The organism is Actinoplanes sp. NPDC021490 (assembly GCF_055562135.1).
Window position 1 is genome coordinate 154,730 of the sequence record NZ_JBVHFW010000011.1, and the last position, 15,530, is coordinate 170,259.

Below are 15,530 nucleotides of genomic sequence, written 5' to 3' on the forward strand. Positions count from 1 at the left end.
GCGAAGAGCAGACTGAGGAGTCGGCAGTGGACGAGGTCCGAAATCTGATCATCATCGGTTCGGGACCGTCCGGATACACTGCGGCGCTGTATGCCGCCCGGGCGAACCTGAAGCCGCTCGTGATCGAGGGCGTTCAGTCCGGCGGCGCCCTGATGACCACCACCGAGGTGGAAAACTTCCCCGGCTTCCGCGAGGGCATCATGGGCCCGGAGCTGATGGACAACATGCGGGCGCAGGCCGAGCGGTTCGGCGCCGAGTTCATCACCGACGACGTGACCCGGGTCGAGCTCGGTGACAAGCCGACCGAGGCCGGCACCGAGGGGCTCAAGACCGTCTGGGTCGGCGAGAAGCAGTATTTCGCCCGCGCGGTCATCCTCTCCACCGGCTCCGCCTGGCGGCCGCTCGGCGTGCCCGGCGAGCAGGAACTGCTCGGCCACGGCGTCTCGTCCTGTGCCACCTGTGACGGCTTCTTCTTCCGCAACCACCACATCGTGGTGGTCGGCGGCGGCGACTCCGCGATGGAGGAGGCGACCTTCCTCACCCGGTTCGCCGAGACGGTCACCATCGTGCACCGGCGCGACTCGTTCCGGGCCAGCAAGGTCATGCAGCTGCGGGCGCTGAACAACGACAAGATCAAGGTCGAGTGGAACTCCAAGGTCGAAGAGATCCTGGGCCACGACGGCAAGGTCTCGGGCGTACGCCTGCAGAACACCCAGACCGGCGAGGAGAAGGTTCTCGACGTGACCGGCGTGTTCGTCGCGATCGGTCACGACCCGCGCAGCGAGCTCTTCAAGGGCCAGGTCGAGCTGGACGACGAGGGCTACGTGAAGGTCGACCACCCCTCGACCCGCACGAACGTCCCCGGCGTGTTCGCCGCCGGTGACCTGGTCGACCACACCTACCGCCAGGCGATCACCGCCTCCGGCACCGGGTGTGCGGCGGCCCTGGACGCCGAGCGCTTCATCGCCTCGTTCGTCGAGCTGTAAGCCAGGAAAGCCGTAAGACGAAAAGACCTGGAGGGTCGTAGTGGGAGTTGCAGGTAAGGCGGTCACCGACGCCACATTCGTGAGCGACGTGCTGCAGTCGGACAAGCCGGTGCTGGTGGACTTCTGGGCCGAGTGGTGCGCGCCCTGCAAGAAGGTCGACCCCCTGCTGGCCGAGATCGCCAGGGAAATGGGCGACAAGGTGGAGATCGTGCAGGTCAATATCGACGAGAACCCGGAGACGACGCGCGCCTACCGGGTGATGTCGGTGCCGACCCTGACGATCTTCAAGGGCGGCGAGGCGGTCAGCTCGGTGACCGGCGCCAAGCCCAAGAGCGCCCTCGTCAACTTCATCGAGTCGGCCATCTGAGACAGCGTCACCGACGCCCCGCGCCCTCCCGGGTGCGGGGCGTCTTTCGTGGGCCCGGAGTACGCTGCCCGGAGTCGTTCTTCGTTCTAGGGAGTCGCGCGTGCGTTCCATCCGACGTGGAGACAGCGGCCCGGCCGTTGCCGAGATCCGATCGATCCTGGTCGGTCTGGAGCTGCTGGACGCAGCCGGAGATGTCTTCGACGACGACCTGGACACCGCGGTGCGGGCCTTCCAGCAGAGCCGCGGGCTCGGCATCGACGGCCTGGTCGGCGACGAGACCTGGGGCGCGCTCGACGCGTCCCGCTGGCGGCTCGGCGCGCGCACGCTGTTCCACTCGGTGCCCGACGCGCTGGTCGGCGAAGACGTCCGCACCCTGCAGGAGCGGCTGCTCGAGATGGGCTACGACTCCGGCCGGGCCGACTCGATCTACGGCCCCCGCACGGCCCGCGCCGTCGCCCAGTTCCAGCGTGAGGTCGGTCTTTCGCCCGACGGCTCCTGCGGGCCCCAGACGATGAAGGCGCTGCGCCGGCTCGGCCGCAAGGTGGTCGGCGGCCGGCCGCAGTGGCTGCGTGAGGCCGAGGCGTTCCGCCGGGCCGGCACCAACCTCATGGGCAAGACCATCGTGATCGACCCCGGGCACGGCGGCGGCGACGACCAGGGTGTCGTGGTGCCCGACGGGCCGCTGCGCTGGAGCGAGGCCGACCTGGTCTACGACCTGGCCAACCGGCTCGAGGGCCGCCTGGCCGCGGCCGGCATGCGGGTGCACCTGACCCGCGGCCCCAAGCCGGCCGAGCCCATGAGTGGCGCCGACCGGGCCGGCCTGGCCAACAGCCTCGGCGCCGACCTGCTGATCTCGCTGCATCTCGACGGACACGACAACGAGAGCGCCGACGGGGTGGCCACCTATCACTACGGCACGGGCAGCGGCCTGAGCTCGACCGTGGGGGAGCGGCTGGCCAACCTGGTGCAGCGCGAGATCGTCGTGCGCACCGGCATGCGTGACTGCCGCATCCACTCCAAGACGTGGGAGCTGCTGCGCCTGACCCGCATGCCCGCCGTACGGGTCGACCTCGGTTATCTCACGTCGCCCGTCGACCGTGACCGGCTGGTGAACCCGTTGTTCCGCGAGCAGATCGTCGAGGCGATCCTGGCCGCCGTGCAGCGCATGTATTACCCCGTCGAGGCCGACGTGCCCACCGGTTCGATCGACGTGCGGCAGCTGCGGATGGCTCTGGCCAACCGGGCTTAGCTCTCCACGTTGCGGGTGGCTGCGGCCGGGCGCACCGGCCGCAGCAGCGTCTCGGGGCTCATCGAGCCGAGCAGCTTCTCCAGCGCGTATTCGACATCGGACTTCCACGACAGGGCCGTGCGCAGCTCGAGACGCAACCGTGGGAAGCGCGGATGCGGGCGTACCGTCTTGAAGCCGACGGACAGGAAGAAGTCGACCGGCGCGACACAGCCGGGCTGCCTCTCCTCGTCGGCCTCGCCGAACTTGGCGTCGCCGAACGCCTCGATCGCCTTGACCCCGCGCTTGGTGAGATCGCGGGCCACGCCTTGCACGAGCATGCGGCCGAGCCCGCCGCCGGCGAAGGACGGCACCACGTGTGCGGTCATCAGCAGGGCGGCGTCGGCGCTCACCGGCGAGGTCGGGAAGGCCATCGAACGGGGGACGTAGGCGGGCGGGGCGTACATCACATAACCCGCCGGCATGCTGTCCACGTAGAGCAGCTTGCCGCACGAACCCCACTCCAGGAGCGTCTGCGAAACCCACGCCTCCTTCTCGAGGCCGGGGTCGCCCGACGCGCACGCACGCTCGGCGGCAACCGGGTCAAGCTCCCAATACACACACTGGCGGCAGGGCCGCGGCAGGTCCTCGAGAGTGTCCAGCGTCAGGTTGACCAGGCGTCGCGACACTGCATCCCCCTCGAAGTGTTTCCCAGCCCGCTCCGGTGGGATCCTACGCCGCAATACTCATGAACGGGACCAGGTCGGGCACAGTGCCCGGTTAACCGCGGGCTTCTGTCGCCGGGCACAGCTAGGATTCTCCCGACTGTCTCCCACCCTGCGAGGTGAAGCCGCATGACCGGCACAACCCAGGACGACTACACCGATCGGTATGCGCGACGTGTGCGTGGCATGACCACCTCCGAGATCCGCGCACTGTTCGCAGTGGCAAGTCGCCCCGAGGTCGTGTCGCTGGCCGGCGGCTCTCCCTACATCGCTGCCCTGCCGCTCGACGCGGTGGGGGAGATGCTCAACAAGCTCGCCGCCGAGCAGGGCGCGAGCAGCCTTCAGTACGGCATCGGCCAGGGCACGGTCGACCTGCGGGAGCGCATCTGCGAGGTGATGGCGCTCTCCGGCATCAATGGCGCGTCCCCCGACGACGTGGTGGTCACCGTCGGCGGCCAGCAGGCGATCGACCTCCTCGCCCGCCTCTTCCTCGACCCGGGTGACGTGGTGCTCGCCGAGGGCCCCAGCTACGTCGGCGCGCTCGGCGTCTTCCAGGCCGCCCAGGCGCAGGTCCAGCATGTGGCGATGGACGACGAGGGGCTCATTCCGGCCGCCCTCGAGGAGGCGATCGCCGCCGCCGAGCGGTCCGGCCGGCGGGCGAAATTCCTCTACACGATCCCGACGTTCCAAAACCCGGCCGGGGTCACGCTGACCGACGAGCGGCGCGAGCAGGTGCTCGACATCTGCGAGCGGGCCGGCCTGCTGGTGGTCGAGGACGACCCGTACGGAATGTTGTCGTTCGAAAATGAGGCGCCGCGGCCGCTGCGGGCCCGTCGGCGCGAGGGCGTGTTCTACGTGAGCACGTTCTCCAAGACGTTCGCGCCCGGGCTGCGTGTCGGGTGGATCCTCGCTCCCCACGCCGTACGGGAAAAGCTCGTGATGATGAGCGAGGCCAACGTGCTGTGTCCCAGTGCGTTCGCGCAGGGGGCCGTAACGCAATACCTGTCGACGATGCCCTGGCAGGAACAGATCAAGGTGTATCGCGAGATCTACCGCGAACGCCGCGACGCCATGCTCACCGCGCTGCGTGATCTGATGCCGCCCGGCACGTCGTGGACGCATCCGACCGGTGGCCTGTTCGTGTGGGCGACGCTGCCCGAAGGCCTCGACTCCAAGGCGATGATGCCGCGGGCCATCGCCGCGCGGGTGGCCTACGTTCCGGGAACCGGTTTCTACGCCGACGGCACGGGCCGGTCCAACATGCGGCTCAACTTCTCGTACTCGTCGCCCGACCGCATCCGCGAAGGCATCCGCCGCCTCTCCGGGGTGATGGAGCAGGAACTGGCCATGCGCGCGGTGTTCGGTGGCGGTTCGTTCGAGTCGCGTCGCCGGGGCCCGGCCGCCGCGGATGCGCCCGGCCCCGACTTGGCATGATCTCCTCCATGGTTGCGGGTGACGATGTGCGCGTGATGGTCCTGGCCGGTGGCCTCTCCTACGAGCGGGACGTGTCGCTGCGTTCGGGCCGCCGGGTGCTCGACGCGTTGCGAGCGGCCGGCCTGAGCGCCGAGATGCGCGACGCCGACGTGACGCTGCTGCCGTCGCTGCAGGAGGATCCGCCCGACGCCGTGGTGATCGCCCTGCACGGCGCGACGGGGGAGGACGGTTCGCTGCGCGGCGTCCTCGACCTGTGTGGCGTGCCCTACGTCGGCTGCGACGCGCGGGCGGCCCGCCTGGCCTGGGACAAGCCGTCGGCCAAGTCGATGCTGCGCGAGGCCGGCATCCCGACGCCCGACTGGGTGGCCCTGCCGCACGACCGGTTCTCCGAGCTGGGCGCGGTGGCGGTGCTCGACCGGATCGTCGACCGTCTGGGGCTGCCGCTGATGGTCAAGCCGGCGCAGGGCGGTTCGGGCCTGGGCGCGGCCGTGGTGCGCGAAGAGAGCGCCCTGCCCCCGGCCATGGTCGGCTGTTTCGCGTACGACTCCACGGCGCTGGTCGAGAAGTTCGTGCCCGGCATGGACGTGGCGGTCTCGATCGTCGACCTGGGCGCCGGCCCGCAGGCCCTGCCGATCGTCGAGATCGTCCCGCGCGACGGTGTGTACGACTACGCGGCCCGCTACACCGCCGGCCTGACCACATGGCACACGCCGGCCCGGTTGTCGCCGTCGGTCGCCGCGCAGGTCGCCGAGACGGCGCTGGCCGCCCACAAGGCGCTGGGTTTGCGCGACCTCTCCCGGGTCGACCTGATCGTCGCCGAGGACGGTCCGCCGCAGGTGCTGGGCATCAACGTGTCGCCGGGGATGACCGAGACCTCGCTGCTGCCGCTCGCCGTGCAGGCCGCCGGGGACGACCTGGGTCACATCCTCAAGACGCTGGTTGAGCGGGCCGTCGCCCGATCTCACTGATCAGGCCGTCCAGGTTCTCGGCCAGCCGGCGCATCGCTGCCCTGGTGCCGTCGTCGGCGCTGTAGTCGAGCCAGCCTCCCTGCGCCGCCACCCAGCCACCGAAGATCCACGGCTCGGCCGGGACGGCCGTTCCGGTGCGCTGTTCGTAAGTGGTGATCGCGGACATGAAGGCGTCGTGATCGCCGTCCGCCCAGTCGACGGCCAGCGCCACCGCCTCGTGGATCGCCCCGGTCGGTCCGGCCGCGTCCCAGTCCAGGGCGAGCAGGCCGTCCGGTCCGAGCAGGGTGTTCTTGCGGTCGAGGTCGCGGTGGCTGTCGACGACCAGCATTCGGCCCGGGCCGCCGGCTACGCGTTCGGCCAGGCCCTTGAGGGGCTCACCCCATCGCTCGCCGTTCCAGGCCGGGTCGGGCGGCGACGCTTCGCGCGGGCGTCCCACGGCATGGATGCGGGCGAGTAGTTCGGCTGCCTGTCGCGCGGTCGCCGGCCCGGTCGTTCCCTCAACCCACCGATGCGCCCGGTACAGCTCGCCGTCGTGCCGGAGGAGGGCTCGGCCGTTCACCGGGACGGGCTCAGGCATGGCGATCCCGCCGGCCCAGGCGTGCGTCTCGACCAGGAAGGCGGCCTCGACGTTGCCCACGAACGCGGGCAGGTGCGCGTTGATCACCATGCGCTTGACGGCAAAGTCGCCGAGTTCCGTCCGTACGCGCCACAGCTCGTTCGACAGGCCGCCCGGCACCCGGACAGGGTCGCCTTGCAGTTGCCCCAGCCCGAACCGCTCAACCGCCGCCCCGACATCCATGGCCGTTTTCTACTCGCTGGCGCGGCCGAGTGACAATGCAGTTGTGGACTTTCGCCCTGTTCGACCAGACCCGACACGCATGTCGACGGCAGAGCTGTTCGCAGCGGCCCGAGCCGAGGTAGTGGCCGACGAGCCCGAGGCCCCCGTTCCGTACCTTGTCGCCTTGACCGAACGCCCCACCCGCGAGGTCTTCGACATCGCCGCTGCCCTGCTCCAGAACGACAACCCCACCGACCGCGAGCTGGCCGCCCGAACCCTGCGCGAACTCGGCCCACAAGACGACACCGGCCACCGCCCCTTCACCACCGAGGCGATCCCCCTGCTCCGCGCCCGCCTAAAGGCCGAACCCGACCCGCGGGTCATCGGCTGGCTGATCTCGGCCCTGGCCTACAACTCGGCGTCGGAGGCCCTGCACGACGTCTTGCCCTTCGCCACCCACTCCAACGACCGGGTCCGCTTCCACGTAGCCGCCGCCGTGACCTCGCTGGCCGATCCGTCCAACCCCGAGGCTGTGGAAGCGCTGCAGGCTTTGTGCCGGGACGACGAGGCTGACACGCGGTTCTATGCCCTGTACGCCTTGGTGGAGGAGTTCACCGACCTCCCGCGATCGCTGCTGGCTCCTACTTTGGAGGCCTTGTCCACCGACCCGGACCCGCAGATCCGCGACATGGCCCTCGCCCGCCACCGCTGACGTACGCACCCGGCGGCTTCGCCGACGCGGATTACAAAGCTGCCGCAAGCTCACCATCGCAGCCCGTCACTCCGCCTACCGTCTGCCGGGATCAGCGGCCGCGCCGGCCAGGACCGGACCCAAGATGGTCCGTGCCTGCTGACGACCTTCGTCCGCGAGGTGGGGAGCATTCGCTCTGCTCCCTTGTCTCTACGAGGGTTCGCCAGAGGCTTCGTCGATGTGTCCGGTCGCCCACGTCGGTGACTGGAACCAAACGCTCGGTTCCCGGCCCGACGTTGCCTCTGGCCGTCTCGACGGCGCCCTTCCGACTTGAAATCTGTGCCGTGCCAGACGGCTACTCCACTTCGCCTCCGAAGCAGAGCAGTCCCTGCGACGGGCGCTGAGACCCAGCGACACGGCCTCGGCCCTGCGCGAGCCGATCCGGTCGAGCAAGATGACGAGGCTCTCCAGCAGTCGCGCGGCCTCCACGGCCGGGTCCAAGGCACCCTCAGAGTTCATGGGGCAGGACCTCACAAGCTGCCGCCATGATCCGTGCAGGGGTGCCATTTGAGCATCTTGATCCTGGTTGACGTTGCCCTCCACCGGTCGGTCACGTCCACGGGCGTGGTGTAAGAGTCGGCCATCGCTGATCCGTGTGGGTTGATGCTATGCGGCGATTTCGACGGGGTCGGCTGGTTCGGTGTCTTGGCTGGTGGCGATGGGTGTGAGGCGGGCTTTGCGGATCAGGTCCAGGCCCATGTAGCGGCGTCCTTCGACCCATTCATCGGTTTGTTCGGCCAGCACAGCGCCGACGAGGCGGATGATCGCGGCCCGGTTCGGGAAGATCCCGACAACATCGGTGCGCCGCCGGATCTCTTTGTTCAGGCGTTCTTGCGGGTTGTTCGACCAGATCTGACGCCAGAGCTCACGCGGGAACGCGGTGAACGCGAGCAGATCATCGCGGGCGTCGTCGAGGTGTTCGGCGGCGTCGGGGAACTTGTCGGCGATGGTGTCCAGCACGCGGGCGAACTGGGCTTTCACCTCGTCGGTGTCGGGCTGGTCGAACACGGTGCGGACCAGGGTCGCGACCCATGGCTGGGCGGATTTGGGGACTTTGGCGAGCAGGTTGCGCAGGTAGTGGGTGCGACAGCGTTGCCAGGACGCGCCGGGCAGCGCGGCGCCGATCGCTGAGACGAGGCCGCGGTGGGCGTCGGAGACCACGAGCCGGACGCCGGCCAGGCCGCGGGCGGTGAGGCTGCGCAGGAAGGCGAGCCAGCCGGCGCCGTCCTCATCGCTGCTGATGTCCAGGCCGAGGACTTCGCGGCCGCCGTCGGCGTTGACGCCGACCGCGATCAGGGCGTGGACGTTGATCGTGCGGCCGGCCTCGCGGACCTTGATGACCAGGGCGTCGACCCAGACGAAGGTGTAAGGGCCGGCGTCCAGCGGCCGGTTGCGGAATGCTTCGACCTGGGCGTCGAGGTGCCGGGCCATCTCGGAGACCTGGCTTTTGGACAGCTGCTTGATGCCGAGCTGCTCGACCAGCTTTTCGACGCGGCGGGTGGAGACCCCGAGAAGATACGACGTCGCCACGACGCTGACCAGGGCCTGTTCGGCGCGGCGGCGGTGCTGCAGCAGCCAGTCCGGGAAGTAAGAACCCGACCGTAGTTTCGGGATCGCCAGCTCGACGGTCCCGGCGCGGGTGTCCCATTCTCGGTGCCGGTAGCCGTTACGGGAGTTGGTCCGCTCATCGCTGCGTTCGCCGTACTCCGCGCCGCACACTGCGTCGACTTCGGCGGACATCAGCACGTCGGCGAAGGTTTTCACCATCGCCCGCAGGAGATCAGGGCTCGCCGATTCAAGATGCTCGCGTAGCAGGCTGGCGACGTTCAGACTCGGTTCTGCGGCCATCGCAGGTCTCTCCTTCGTGATCTTCAGACAATCCGAAGGATCTGCGATGGCCGCCTCTGCGCGCCCGGAAAGACCAGGTCACACACCACTTCGGTGGACGTGACCCACCGGTCCCGAGCTACAGGGCGGGGTCGGGCTAGCGGTGACGGCGTCCAAGTCACTGGTCAAGCCGTTGGCGAAGCCGGTTACACCCGGCGGCTCTCAGCCTGCTGGGCAGCGTCGGTCCACTGCCGAGCCGGCAGCCGTGCAGGTTGGTGGGCATGTACGCATTTGACCGGACCGAGTCAGCAGCGAGGAGTTCGAGCCAGTCGCCATCACGCTCAACAAGGTGATCAGATGGCGCAGATCCCGCTGGTCAAACCTCGAACTGACGGCCGTGGGGTGACGAGAGAAAGCGCGCTTCGTCTACTCGCTTCTCACCGGACGATGCTCCAGCGTCGGCCCTATTGCGATGAGCTGACGTATGCCGGCTCGTCCTCTTCCCGATGCCGCGTCGTATCGGGGACTGTGCCCATGGCCGGCCGTCCACGATGTGCCGCTGCTGCCAGCCTCGGCATGACCCGTGCCCTGACGGCCGCCGGCCTTGGCACGTCTCTGTTCCTTCACCGCAAAGTACGTGCACATGAGGCTGCCGACTCTCGGCCTGACAGACGTGCTATTTGCGAGGCCGGCACGAAGGCCGCGAGGTTAGCGGCGCGTTTGGTAGGACCGTCTTTCGATCGCCGCTGCTGCGGTCCGCTGCCCATGGCTTTCGGTTCTGTCAGAGCCATTCTCTCAGGATTTCGGAATCCTCTTGATCAAGGGCCGACGCGAAGTGCGCCCGACAGATCGGCCTTGTTTGCGCCCGGGACGGCCACCACTCTGGTTGAGACCATGCGGCCGCAGTCAGATACTCCTCGTCGGGTCCCGCGGCGAATCCGGTAGCGGGCGGCAGCGAGCGCGACCGGTTTTACGTCGCACGCGGTTCCGAGTCCCTAACGCGATGCTGGAGACAGCTCACGTTCCGGCGACGGCATACCGAGGTCTCACGATGCTCGAGAACCAATGCGGGCGACGTGAGGTGGCGCGGACTTGAGGCGTACGGGAAACGACTGGCGGCCATGCTCGAGAACCAATGCGGACTAGGCCATGCGAGCTCGGCACGAGGCGTGTGGAAAGTGCTGGCGGCCATGCCCGAGAACCGACGCGGACTACGTGGTGCGAGCGCAGTTCGTTGAGCCGACGGAGCGGCCGGGCCTACGGAAAGGCTGACGGTCTAGCCCGAAGAGGTACTGCAGTCCGCCGGCCACCGCCAACGGCAACCAATCCAGATCGAGATCCAGCCACTCACCCTCGAGGGCCAGCAGCCCGGCCCGGATCCGCAACCGGTGCGGACGACGCGAGGGGGCGCGGGCCGGAAGCGTACGGGAAAGGGCTAAGGGTGACTTGGCGTCTCGGCCTGGGGGATGTGGGGGTTTGGGCTTGACGCGGGAGCAGCGGGATTTGGGGAGGAGCTGCGCTGCGTGGGGATCGACTCATTGATGGCAGCGTTGGTTGGTGACTGGCCCGGGTCCACGTCGTTGAGTGTGTTCGGCCGAGGGGCGGCGGCCGGTGGGGGAGCGCTGGGCTGGTCGGCCGGCTCGCTGTTGGTGTAGTTGATCGTGGAGGGGGACTCCCACTGGATGTGGGCCGGTTCGGCGATCGCTGTGCCCCCGAACTCGGCTAGCCACGCGGCTACGTGGGCCAGGTTCTCGCGCCACTGCTGCTCGGGGATGATCGGCAGGATGTCGTCCCAGAGCGTGAGGAACGTCCCCCGAAGTTGGAGCCGGCCGTAGGGGCGGGCGAGGAACCACATGTGGAGATGGGCCGAGCCGTCGCCCCAACGATTCACGTGAACCCGCGCGACGCCATCGAGCGAGCGAATGGCGCGCTCGAGCCGGACGGTCATGACCCCGAGCTCGGCGGCGAGCAGGTTGGGCAGATCGCCGATGTCGAGGTGCGAGCGGCACTCGAGGATGAGGACCATCGGCAGGCCCGTCGGCCGATCCATTCCCCGTACGCGCCAGCGCTCGCTCACCCAGATGTACGCGTCGTCCGGGGTGTTGCACGCGACGCACTCGGCGGCGTCCTCGCCACTGCGCGGCGGCTCGACCTCGACCGGAGCGGCGAGCGGCTTGACCCGCATGTCGCCCTCGAAGGGGAACGAGGGCCAGCGGATGAAGTCCGGCAGCGGGGGGTTGTTCTCGGGCACGACGTGACCTTAGCCGAGGCCAGAGCCGCTGTCCTGGGTCAATTTCCTGGTTCGCGAGCCATCCACAGACAACGAGTCCGCCAACCCAGCATTCACCCGCACGGCGTAGATCATCGTCACCGTCTGTGGGCGCTCTTACACCGCCAAAGTTATCCACAGAAGTTATCCACAGGCTGCCCCGTTTCACGTGAAACGCGACGTCGCAGGCTTGCGCACCCTGTGGATACAGCACCGAACACCGCCAACCACATCCACGCCGTTTCACGTGAAACGGGCCGCGCTGGTTTCTCAACAGGCTTTACCCACACCCTGTGGATAACTTTGCAGCCGGCACGTGAGCACCGTCGCAGCCCTTCAACTGGCCGTCCCTGTCTGACCTCGCCACCTGCGCAAGCTGAAGAGCTTTCACATCGCGGTGAACGCCGTCCAGATACCGCTATGCGGTTGACCGACGGTCCGAGTGGCGCCCGGATCGCGCCGACTTCAGTGGGTACGGCGCCCGCTGCGCGACGACTCCATGCGCCCGTGTTGAGGCCGAGGGGCAGGAGGGGATGGGTCAACGCCTGCCAGCTGCGCCGAGCACATAGCCGTACGGGAGGTAGCGGGGAAAATCACGGCGCGAAACCTAGAAGAGCCGACACCCAGACCCGACACCCACGTCCGGCACCTGGGTCCGACGCCCCGGGTCCGGCACCCAGACCCGACACCCGCGTGCGACTACCCTCGTCCGGCGCCGAGTCCGGCGCCCGCGCCCCGACACCCGCGCCCGACGCCCGCGCCCGACGCCCGAGCCCGACGCCCGGGTCCAACACCCGGGTCCAACGCCCGGTCGAGGATGCGGGCCAATAAGGGATCCAGGACGACGCACGCGGCCGGTGCCCGGCACTTAGCGGCCGGTGCAGGGAGTGGGCCGAGTGACGCCGCACAAACAAGGCCACCGTCATAACCGAACCACGAGGGCCACCGCGTGTCTTACCATCCTCGCTATCTGGCCCGTCTGGGATTGATCGAGATGGTCGGCCGCGCCGCCTGGGACGACCTCGGCGCTGCCAGCCAGTCAAGAACTCGCCGTCTCCTAGACCAACCAACGGCCACTCGGTGACGTGCAGATTCCGACTGACCGGAGGTCACATCCCCGGTGGTAGTCGCTTTGGCTCGGCATTCCGCCAGCCATATCGGCGCTCGGAAGCGACGGCAGACAAGTAGGCACCTAGCGGCAGACCACCGCGATTCTCAGCGACCGGCGTCTGGGAGGCGATGTCAACTCAGTGCCGACGCGGCGGGCGCTGGCGTGGTGTAACAGCCGCCGACGGAACCGGCTCCAGTCGTAACCAATCGAGAGACGGGTCCGGTCAGCACGAAACGCGGCAACCATCTCACGGCCCACCCACCCAAAGCGCGGTTGCAGCGATCGCCTGCTCTGGTCAGTCCGACCGCCGAATCGTCGCCACGTGACAAGGTAACTTCCAATGCATCCGGACGGCCGAGTCGTGCGTCGAGTCAAGACCTCAATCCCCGAGCCCGGGCGCCAAGGTCTTGATCAACGAGATGAGCAGTTCTAAGAGCATCAGCGACAACTTTGTCGACGCTCGCGCGTGGCCGCGCGCGTCAAGGACCGACTCCGATGTCCACTCATCGTGCTGAGCTAGAGCGGCCGACTCGCGACTTCAGGCGAAGAAGACACGGCCACCTAATCGCCCCGTGCACACATCGCTGACTCAGCCTTGCTCCGGCTCCCGAGTAAGCGAGCCGGCGAGCCAAGCTGATTTGGCGCTCGAAGTAAGTCTTCCGTGCCGAGCTTCTTTAGCTCGGGCCTCACCTCCGGTGGGACCGCCAGTTGTGGCCATAACCAAATGGCACCGTCCCGCGGCGTCGACGTAACCGAGCCCCAAGCTGACGGGCACAGCCGAGTCTCTCGCTATAGCCATGGGGCTGTCCCACGCCGTTCGGCATGCCTACACGGATCCCCGCCGGCTCAACCAGACGTGAGCGCAAAGGCCGCCTCCGGCGCTAGAGCCGCTGTTCGTTTCCGCGCGGCGGAGACCCCGGTTGTTCGACGCCGCAACGGCCGGCCGTGCAATCGCCTACGTCCGGTGGCATCTTCTAGAGCTGAGCCGCGACAGCCCGGCGCCCGGCACAACGTCTGCCTACCGACAAGCCATGCTGTCCGCGTCAGCAAGCGCAGATGCATCACTGCGCCTGGCTCGCACAGGTCGCGGAGAGCGGCCGCGGAACCCGACCAGTTCACTTGGGTCGGCCCGCATAGCTGGATCGTGGCTCGCACAGCAATCGATTGGCCAGGCACATCGGAAGCAGCATGGCCGGTGACGCGTGGGCGAACGACCGCCCCTTGTGCCGTGGCGCCCCCTCCTCTGCGCGGAACGGTTGTTTGCTGAGCGAGCGCTACAAACGAACACTCCACCACAGACCCGTTACCACTCTGTCGTGACCTCGGGTGCGGCGGCAACAAGGCCGGCTGCCTTAGGTGGGCCGGGCTGCTGGAGCTAACCCATCTGACTTTCGGCCGCGGAAGAACCCCTCGGCACCGTTCAGTTGACTGTCTCGCGCACACCTCGGCCTTCGAGGTCATGGCAAGGGGCCGTTGTGGTCTAGGTCGGTCCGCTCGAAACGAGAGCCGATAGAAGTCAGTCCCTCATGGCCGTCGCCTCAAGCAATTCTTCCCTCTGCATGAATGCCTGCGCCGTCAGACGTCGGCCTCACGCACGAGGTAGCTGCGTGAACATACGTCAACGGAACCCAACGGACAGCAGCAAGTGAGCTGCAGGGGCAGGCATCTGCCAATCCGCTCCACCCCTGAGCCTCGCAGCAGATGCAGATCCTGTTGAGCATTCGTCTCTTCGCCGCGGCGACCACATCCGCCTTCCCACAGAGATGTGGCGGCCTTCGGCGTTCGATCACCCCGAACGCCGAAGGCGGGACTTCGACGATCAGGTCATGCCCGCGAGTTTGTCTGCAGCCCTGCCGATAGAGCCCCCGTCGCGGCTCGTCGACGCCGACGCCGACGCCGTTGGTGCTGTCGATGATGCGGGGCCGACCGAACTCGTACCTAGAAGTGAGCTTCGCTTGCCAAGGTGGCGACGTTTCACGTGAAACCGGGCTCCGGGCTCCGGGCTCCGGGCTCCGGGCTCCGGGCTCCGGGCTCCGGGCTCCGGGCGATTTTGGGGACCGTGTTTCACGTGGAACTGAGATGTGCCCGACCGGGTCGTCTGCTTCCAATTCGCCCGACGCGTCGGCCGGCATCAAATGCACCTGGGTCTCTCGGACATCTGTCAGGCCTAGGCGCAGTTGGGCACCCAAGTCCCTGCGTTGCCTGGGCGTGCTGACTTAGACCGTCCGACGCACTGGAAGTCCTGTACCAGACGGCGCCGCACTGCGGCTGATCACCCGTGCTTACTGACCGAGCGGCCATCTTCGCCAAGCCGCTCATTGTCCGTCGGCTGCATCGGAGGTTGTGTGGCGGACAGGTTGCCGGATCTACGCGCTCACGAGATCAGCGCTGTCCTGAGCGACTGACAAGGCATCGCGGGGGAATCTGTCTCAGCAGCCAAGCCATCGTCCCCACACTGCGGCGGTCTGTATCCGCGATTCATCCGCTGCGCTCCGGCCACGTCGCGCTGCGGGTTAGGTCGCTCGGCGACGTCAGTGCGGCCCACGGATGGCGCTGTGTCTGCTCTCGGTTCGGTGGAGCGTTCACGTGGGTCGCTTACTATCGTGCGCTCATTGCCGTTCCACGTGAAACGGCGGAGCCGGTGGGCGTGGTCGTGGGTGACCGCGTGAACAGGAGTTCGTCGTCCCTTCAGTGAGCGCATCGGTATGCCGAGGACGGGGCCTGACCCATCGCCGCTTGCGCCACGAGATCTCGCCATGTGTAGCGAAGTGGTTCCCAAGACACCGGAGCGGATGTTCAAGCGGAACGAGTCGTGTCGTGTCCGTTCTGGCTCGCCGGCCGCTGTGCGCGGCTGCTGGTGCGCAGATCGCATGCAACGGCGGCGCGGTCACCTTGAGGCGACGTCGGCGATCGCTCTTCGAGGAGAGCTGGGGGCGGAGCTGGACCAAGGCGGAATCGAGTCGGCGTTGTGTTTCACGTGAAACGGTGCACCTTCTCTGCGCAACAGACGACAAGAAGGATCCCGCCCCAAATGCGCTTACCGGCGTCCGGGTCATGCCCCTGTCATACAGACGACCGACTGAGGGATT

At 67.8% G+C, this 15,530-nt stretch carries 10 protein-coding genes; 6 read left to right on the plus strand and 4 right to left on the minus strand.

What is annotated here, in order from left to right; translation table 11 throughout:
• The first annotated feature begins 26 nt into the window (after window positions 1–26).
• From trxB to ACZ3I4_RS27405, 3 genes are all read left to right on the plus strand, one after another.
• A complete protein-coding gene (trxB, locus tag ACZ3I4_RS27395; protein ID WP_465384886.1) occupies window positions 27–986 on the plus strand; it encodes a thioredoxin-disulfide reductase in 960 nt (319 codons plus the stop codon).
• 40 nt (window positions 987–1,026) lie between these two features.
• Window positions 1,027–1,353 (plus strand): thioredoxin, encoded by a 327-nt coding sequence (gene trxA / locus ACZ3I4_RS27400; protein ID WP_465384887.1) that lies wholly within the window; start codon window positions 1,027–1,029, stop codon window positions 1,351–1,353.
• 100 nt (window positions 1,354–1,453) lie between these two features.
• Entirely contained in the window at window positions 1,454–2,602 is a 1,149-nt protein-coding gene (locus tag ACZ3I4_RS27405) for an N-acetylmuramoyl-L-alanine amidase (protein ID WP_465384888.1), read from the plus strand.
• On the opposite strand, the gene ACZ3I4_RS27410 is transcribed toward ACZ3I4_RS27405, so the two are convergent.
• A complete protein-coding gene (locus ACZ3I4_RS27410) occupies window positions 2,599–3,267 on the minus strand; it encodes a GNAT family N-acetyltransferase (RefSeq protein WP_465384889.1) in 669 nt (222 codons plus the stop codon). The genes ACZ3I4_RS27405 and ACZ3I4_RS27410 overlap by 4 nt on opposite strands.
• Before the next feature lie 165 nt (window positions 3,268–3,432).
• On the opposite strand from ACZ3I4_RS27410, the gene ACZ3I4_RS27415 reads away from it, so the two are divergent.
• Together ACZ3I4_RS27415 and ACZ3I4_RS27420 are read left to right on the plus strand one after the other, a co-directional pair.
• Window positions 3,433–4,737: an aminotransferase-like domain-containing protein gene (locus ACZ3I4_RS27415; RefSeq protein WP_465384890.1), complete on the plus strand. Its 1,305-nt coding sequence runs from the start codon at window positions 3,433–3,435 to the stop codon at window positions 4,735–4,737.
• A gap of 8 nt (window positions 4,738–4,745) precedes the next feature.
• On the plus strand, window positions 4,746–5,705 hold the full coding sequence (locus tag ACZ3I4_RS27420) for a D-alanine--D-alanine ligase family protein (protein WP_465384891.1): 960 nt from the start codon (window positions 4,746–4,748) through the stop codon (window positions 5,703–5,705).
• On the opposite strand, the gene ACZ3I4_RS27425 is transcribed toward ACZ3I4_RS27420, so the two are convergent.
• Complete coding sequence (locus tag ACZ3I4_RS27425; protein ID WP_465384892.1) at window positions 5,665–6,504, minus strand: phosphotransferase; 840 nt, start codon at window positions 6,502–6,504, stop codon at window positions 5,665–5,667. The two genes, ACZ3I4_RS27420 and ACZ3I4_RS27425, sit on opposite strands and share 41 nt — an antisense overlap.
• A gap of 163 nt (window positions 6,505–6,667) precedes the next feature.
• Between ACZ3I4_RS27425 and ACZ3I4_RS27430 the strand changes: the two genes are divergently transcribed.
• Complete coding sequence (locus ACZ3I4_RS27430; protein WP_465384893.1) at window positions 6,668–7,195, plus strand: HEAT repeat domain-containing protein; 528 nt, start codon at window positions 6,668–6,670, stop codon at window positions 7,193–7,195.
• A 645-nt stretch (window positions 7,196–7,840) separates the two neighbouring features.
• Here the strand turns inward: ACZ3I4_RS27430 and ACZ3I4_RS27435 are convergent.
• On the minus strand, window positions 7,841–9,082 hold the full coding sequence (locus tag ACZ3I4_RS27435; RefSeq protein WP_465384894.1) for an IS256 family transposase: 1,242 nt from the start codon (window positions 9,080–9,082) through the stop codon (window positions 7,841–7,843).
• Window positions 9,083–10,496: 1,414 nt separating this feature from the next.
• The gene (locus tag ACZ3I4_RS27440) at window positions 10,497–11,291 is read right to left on the minus strand and encodes a hypothetical protein (protein WP_465385056.1); all 795 of its coding nucleotides are present in this window, start codon (window positions 11,289–11,291) and stop codon (window positions 10,497–10,499) included.
• Window positions 11,292–15,530 lie beyond the last annotated feature (4,239 nt).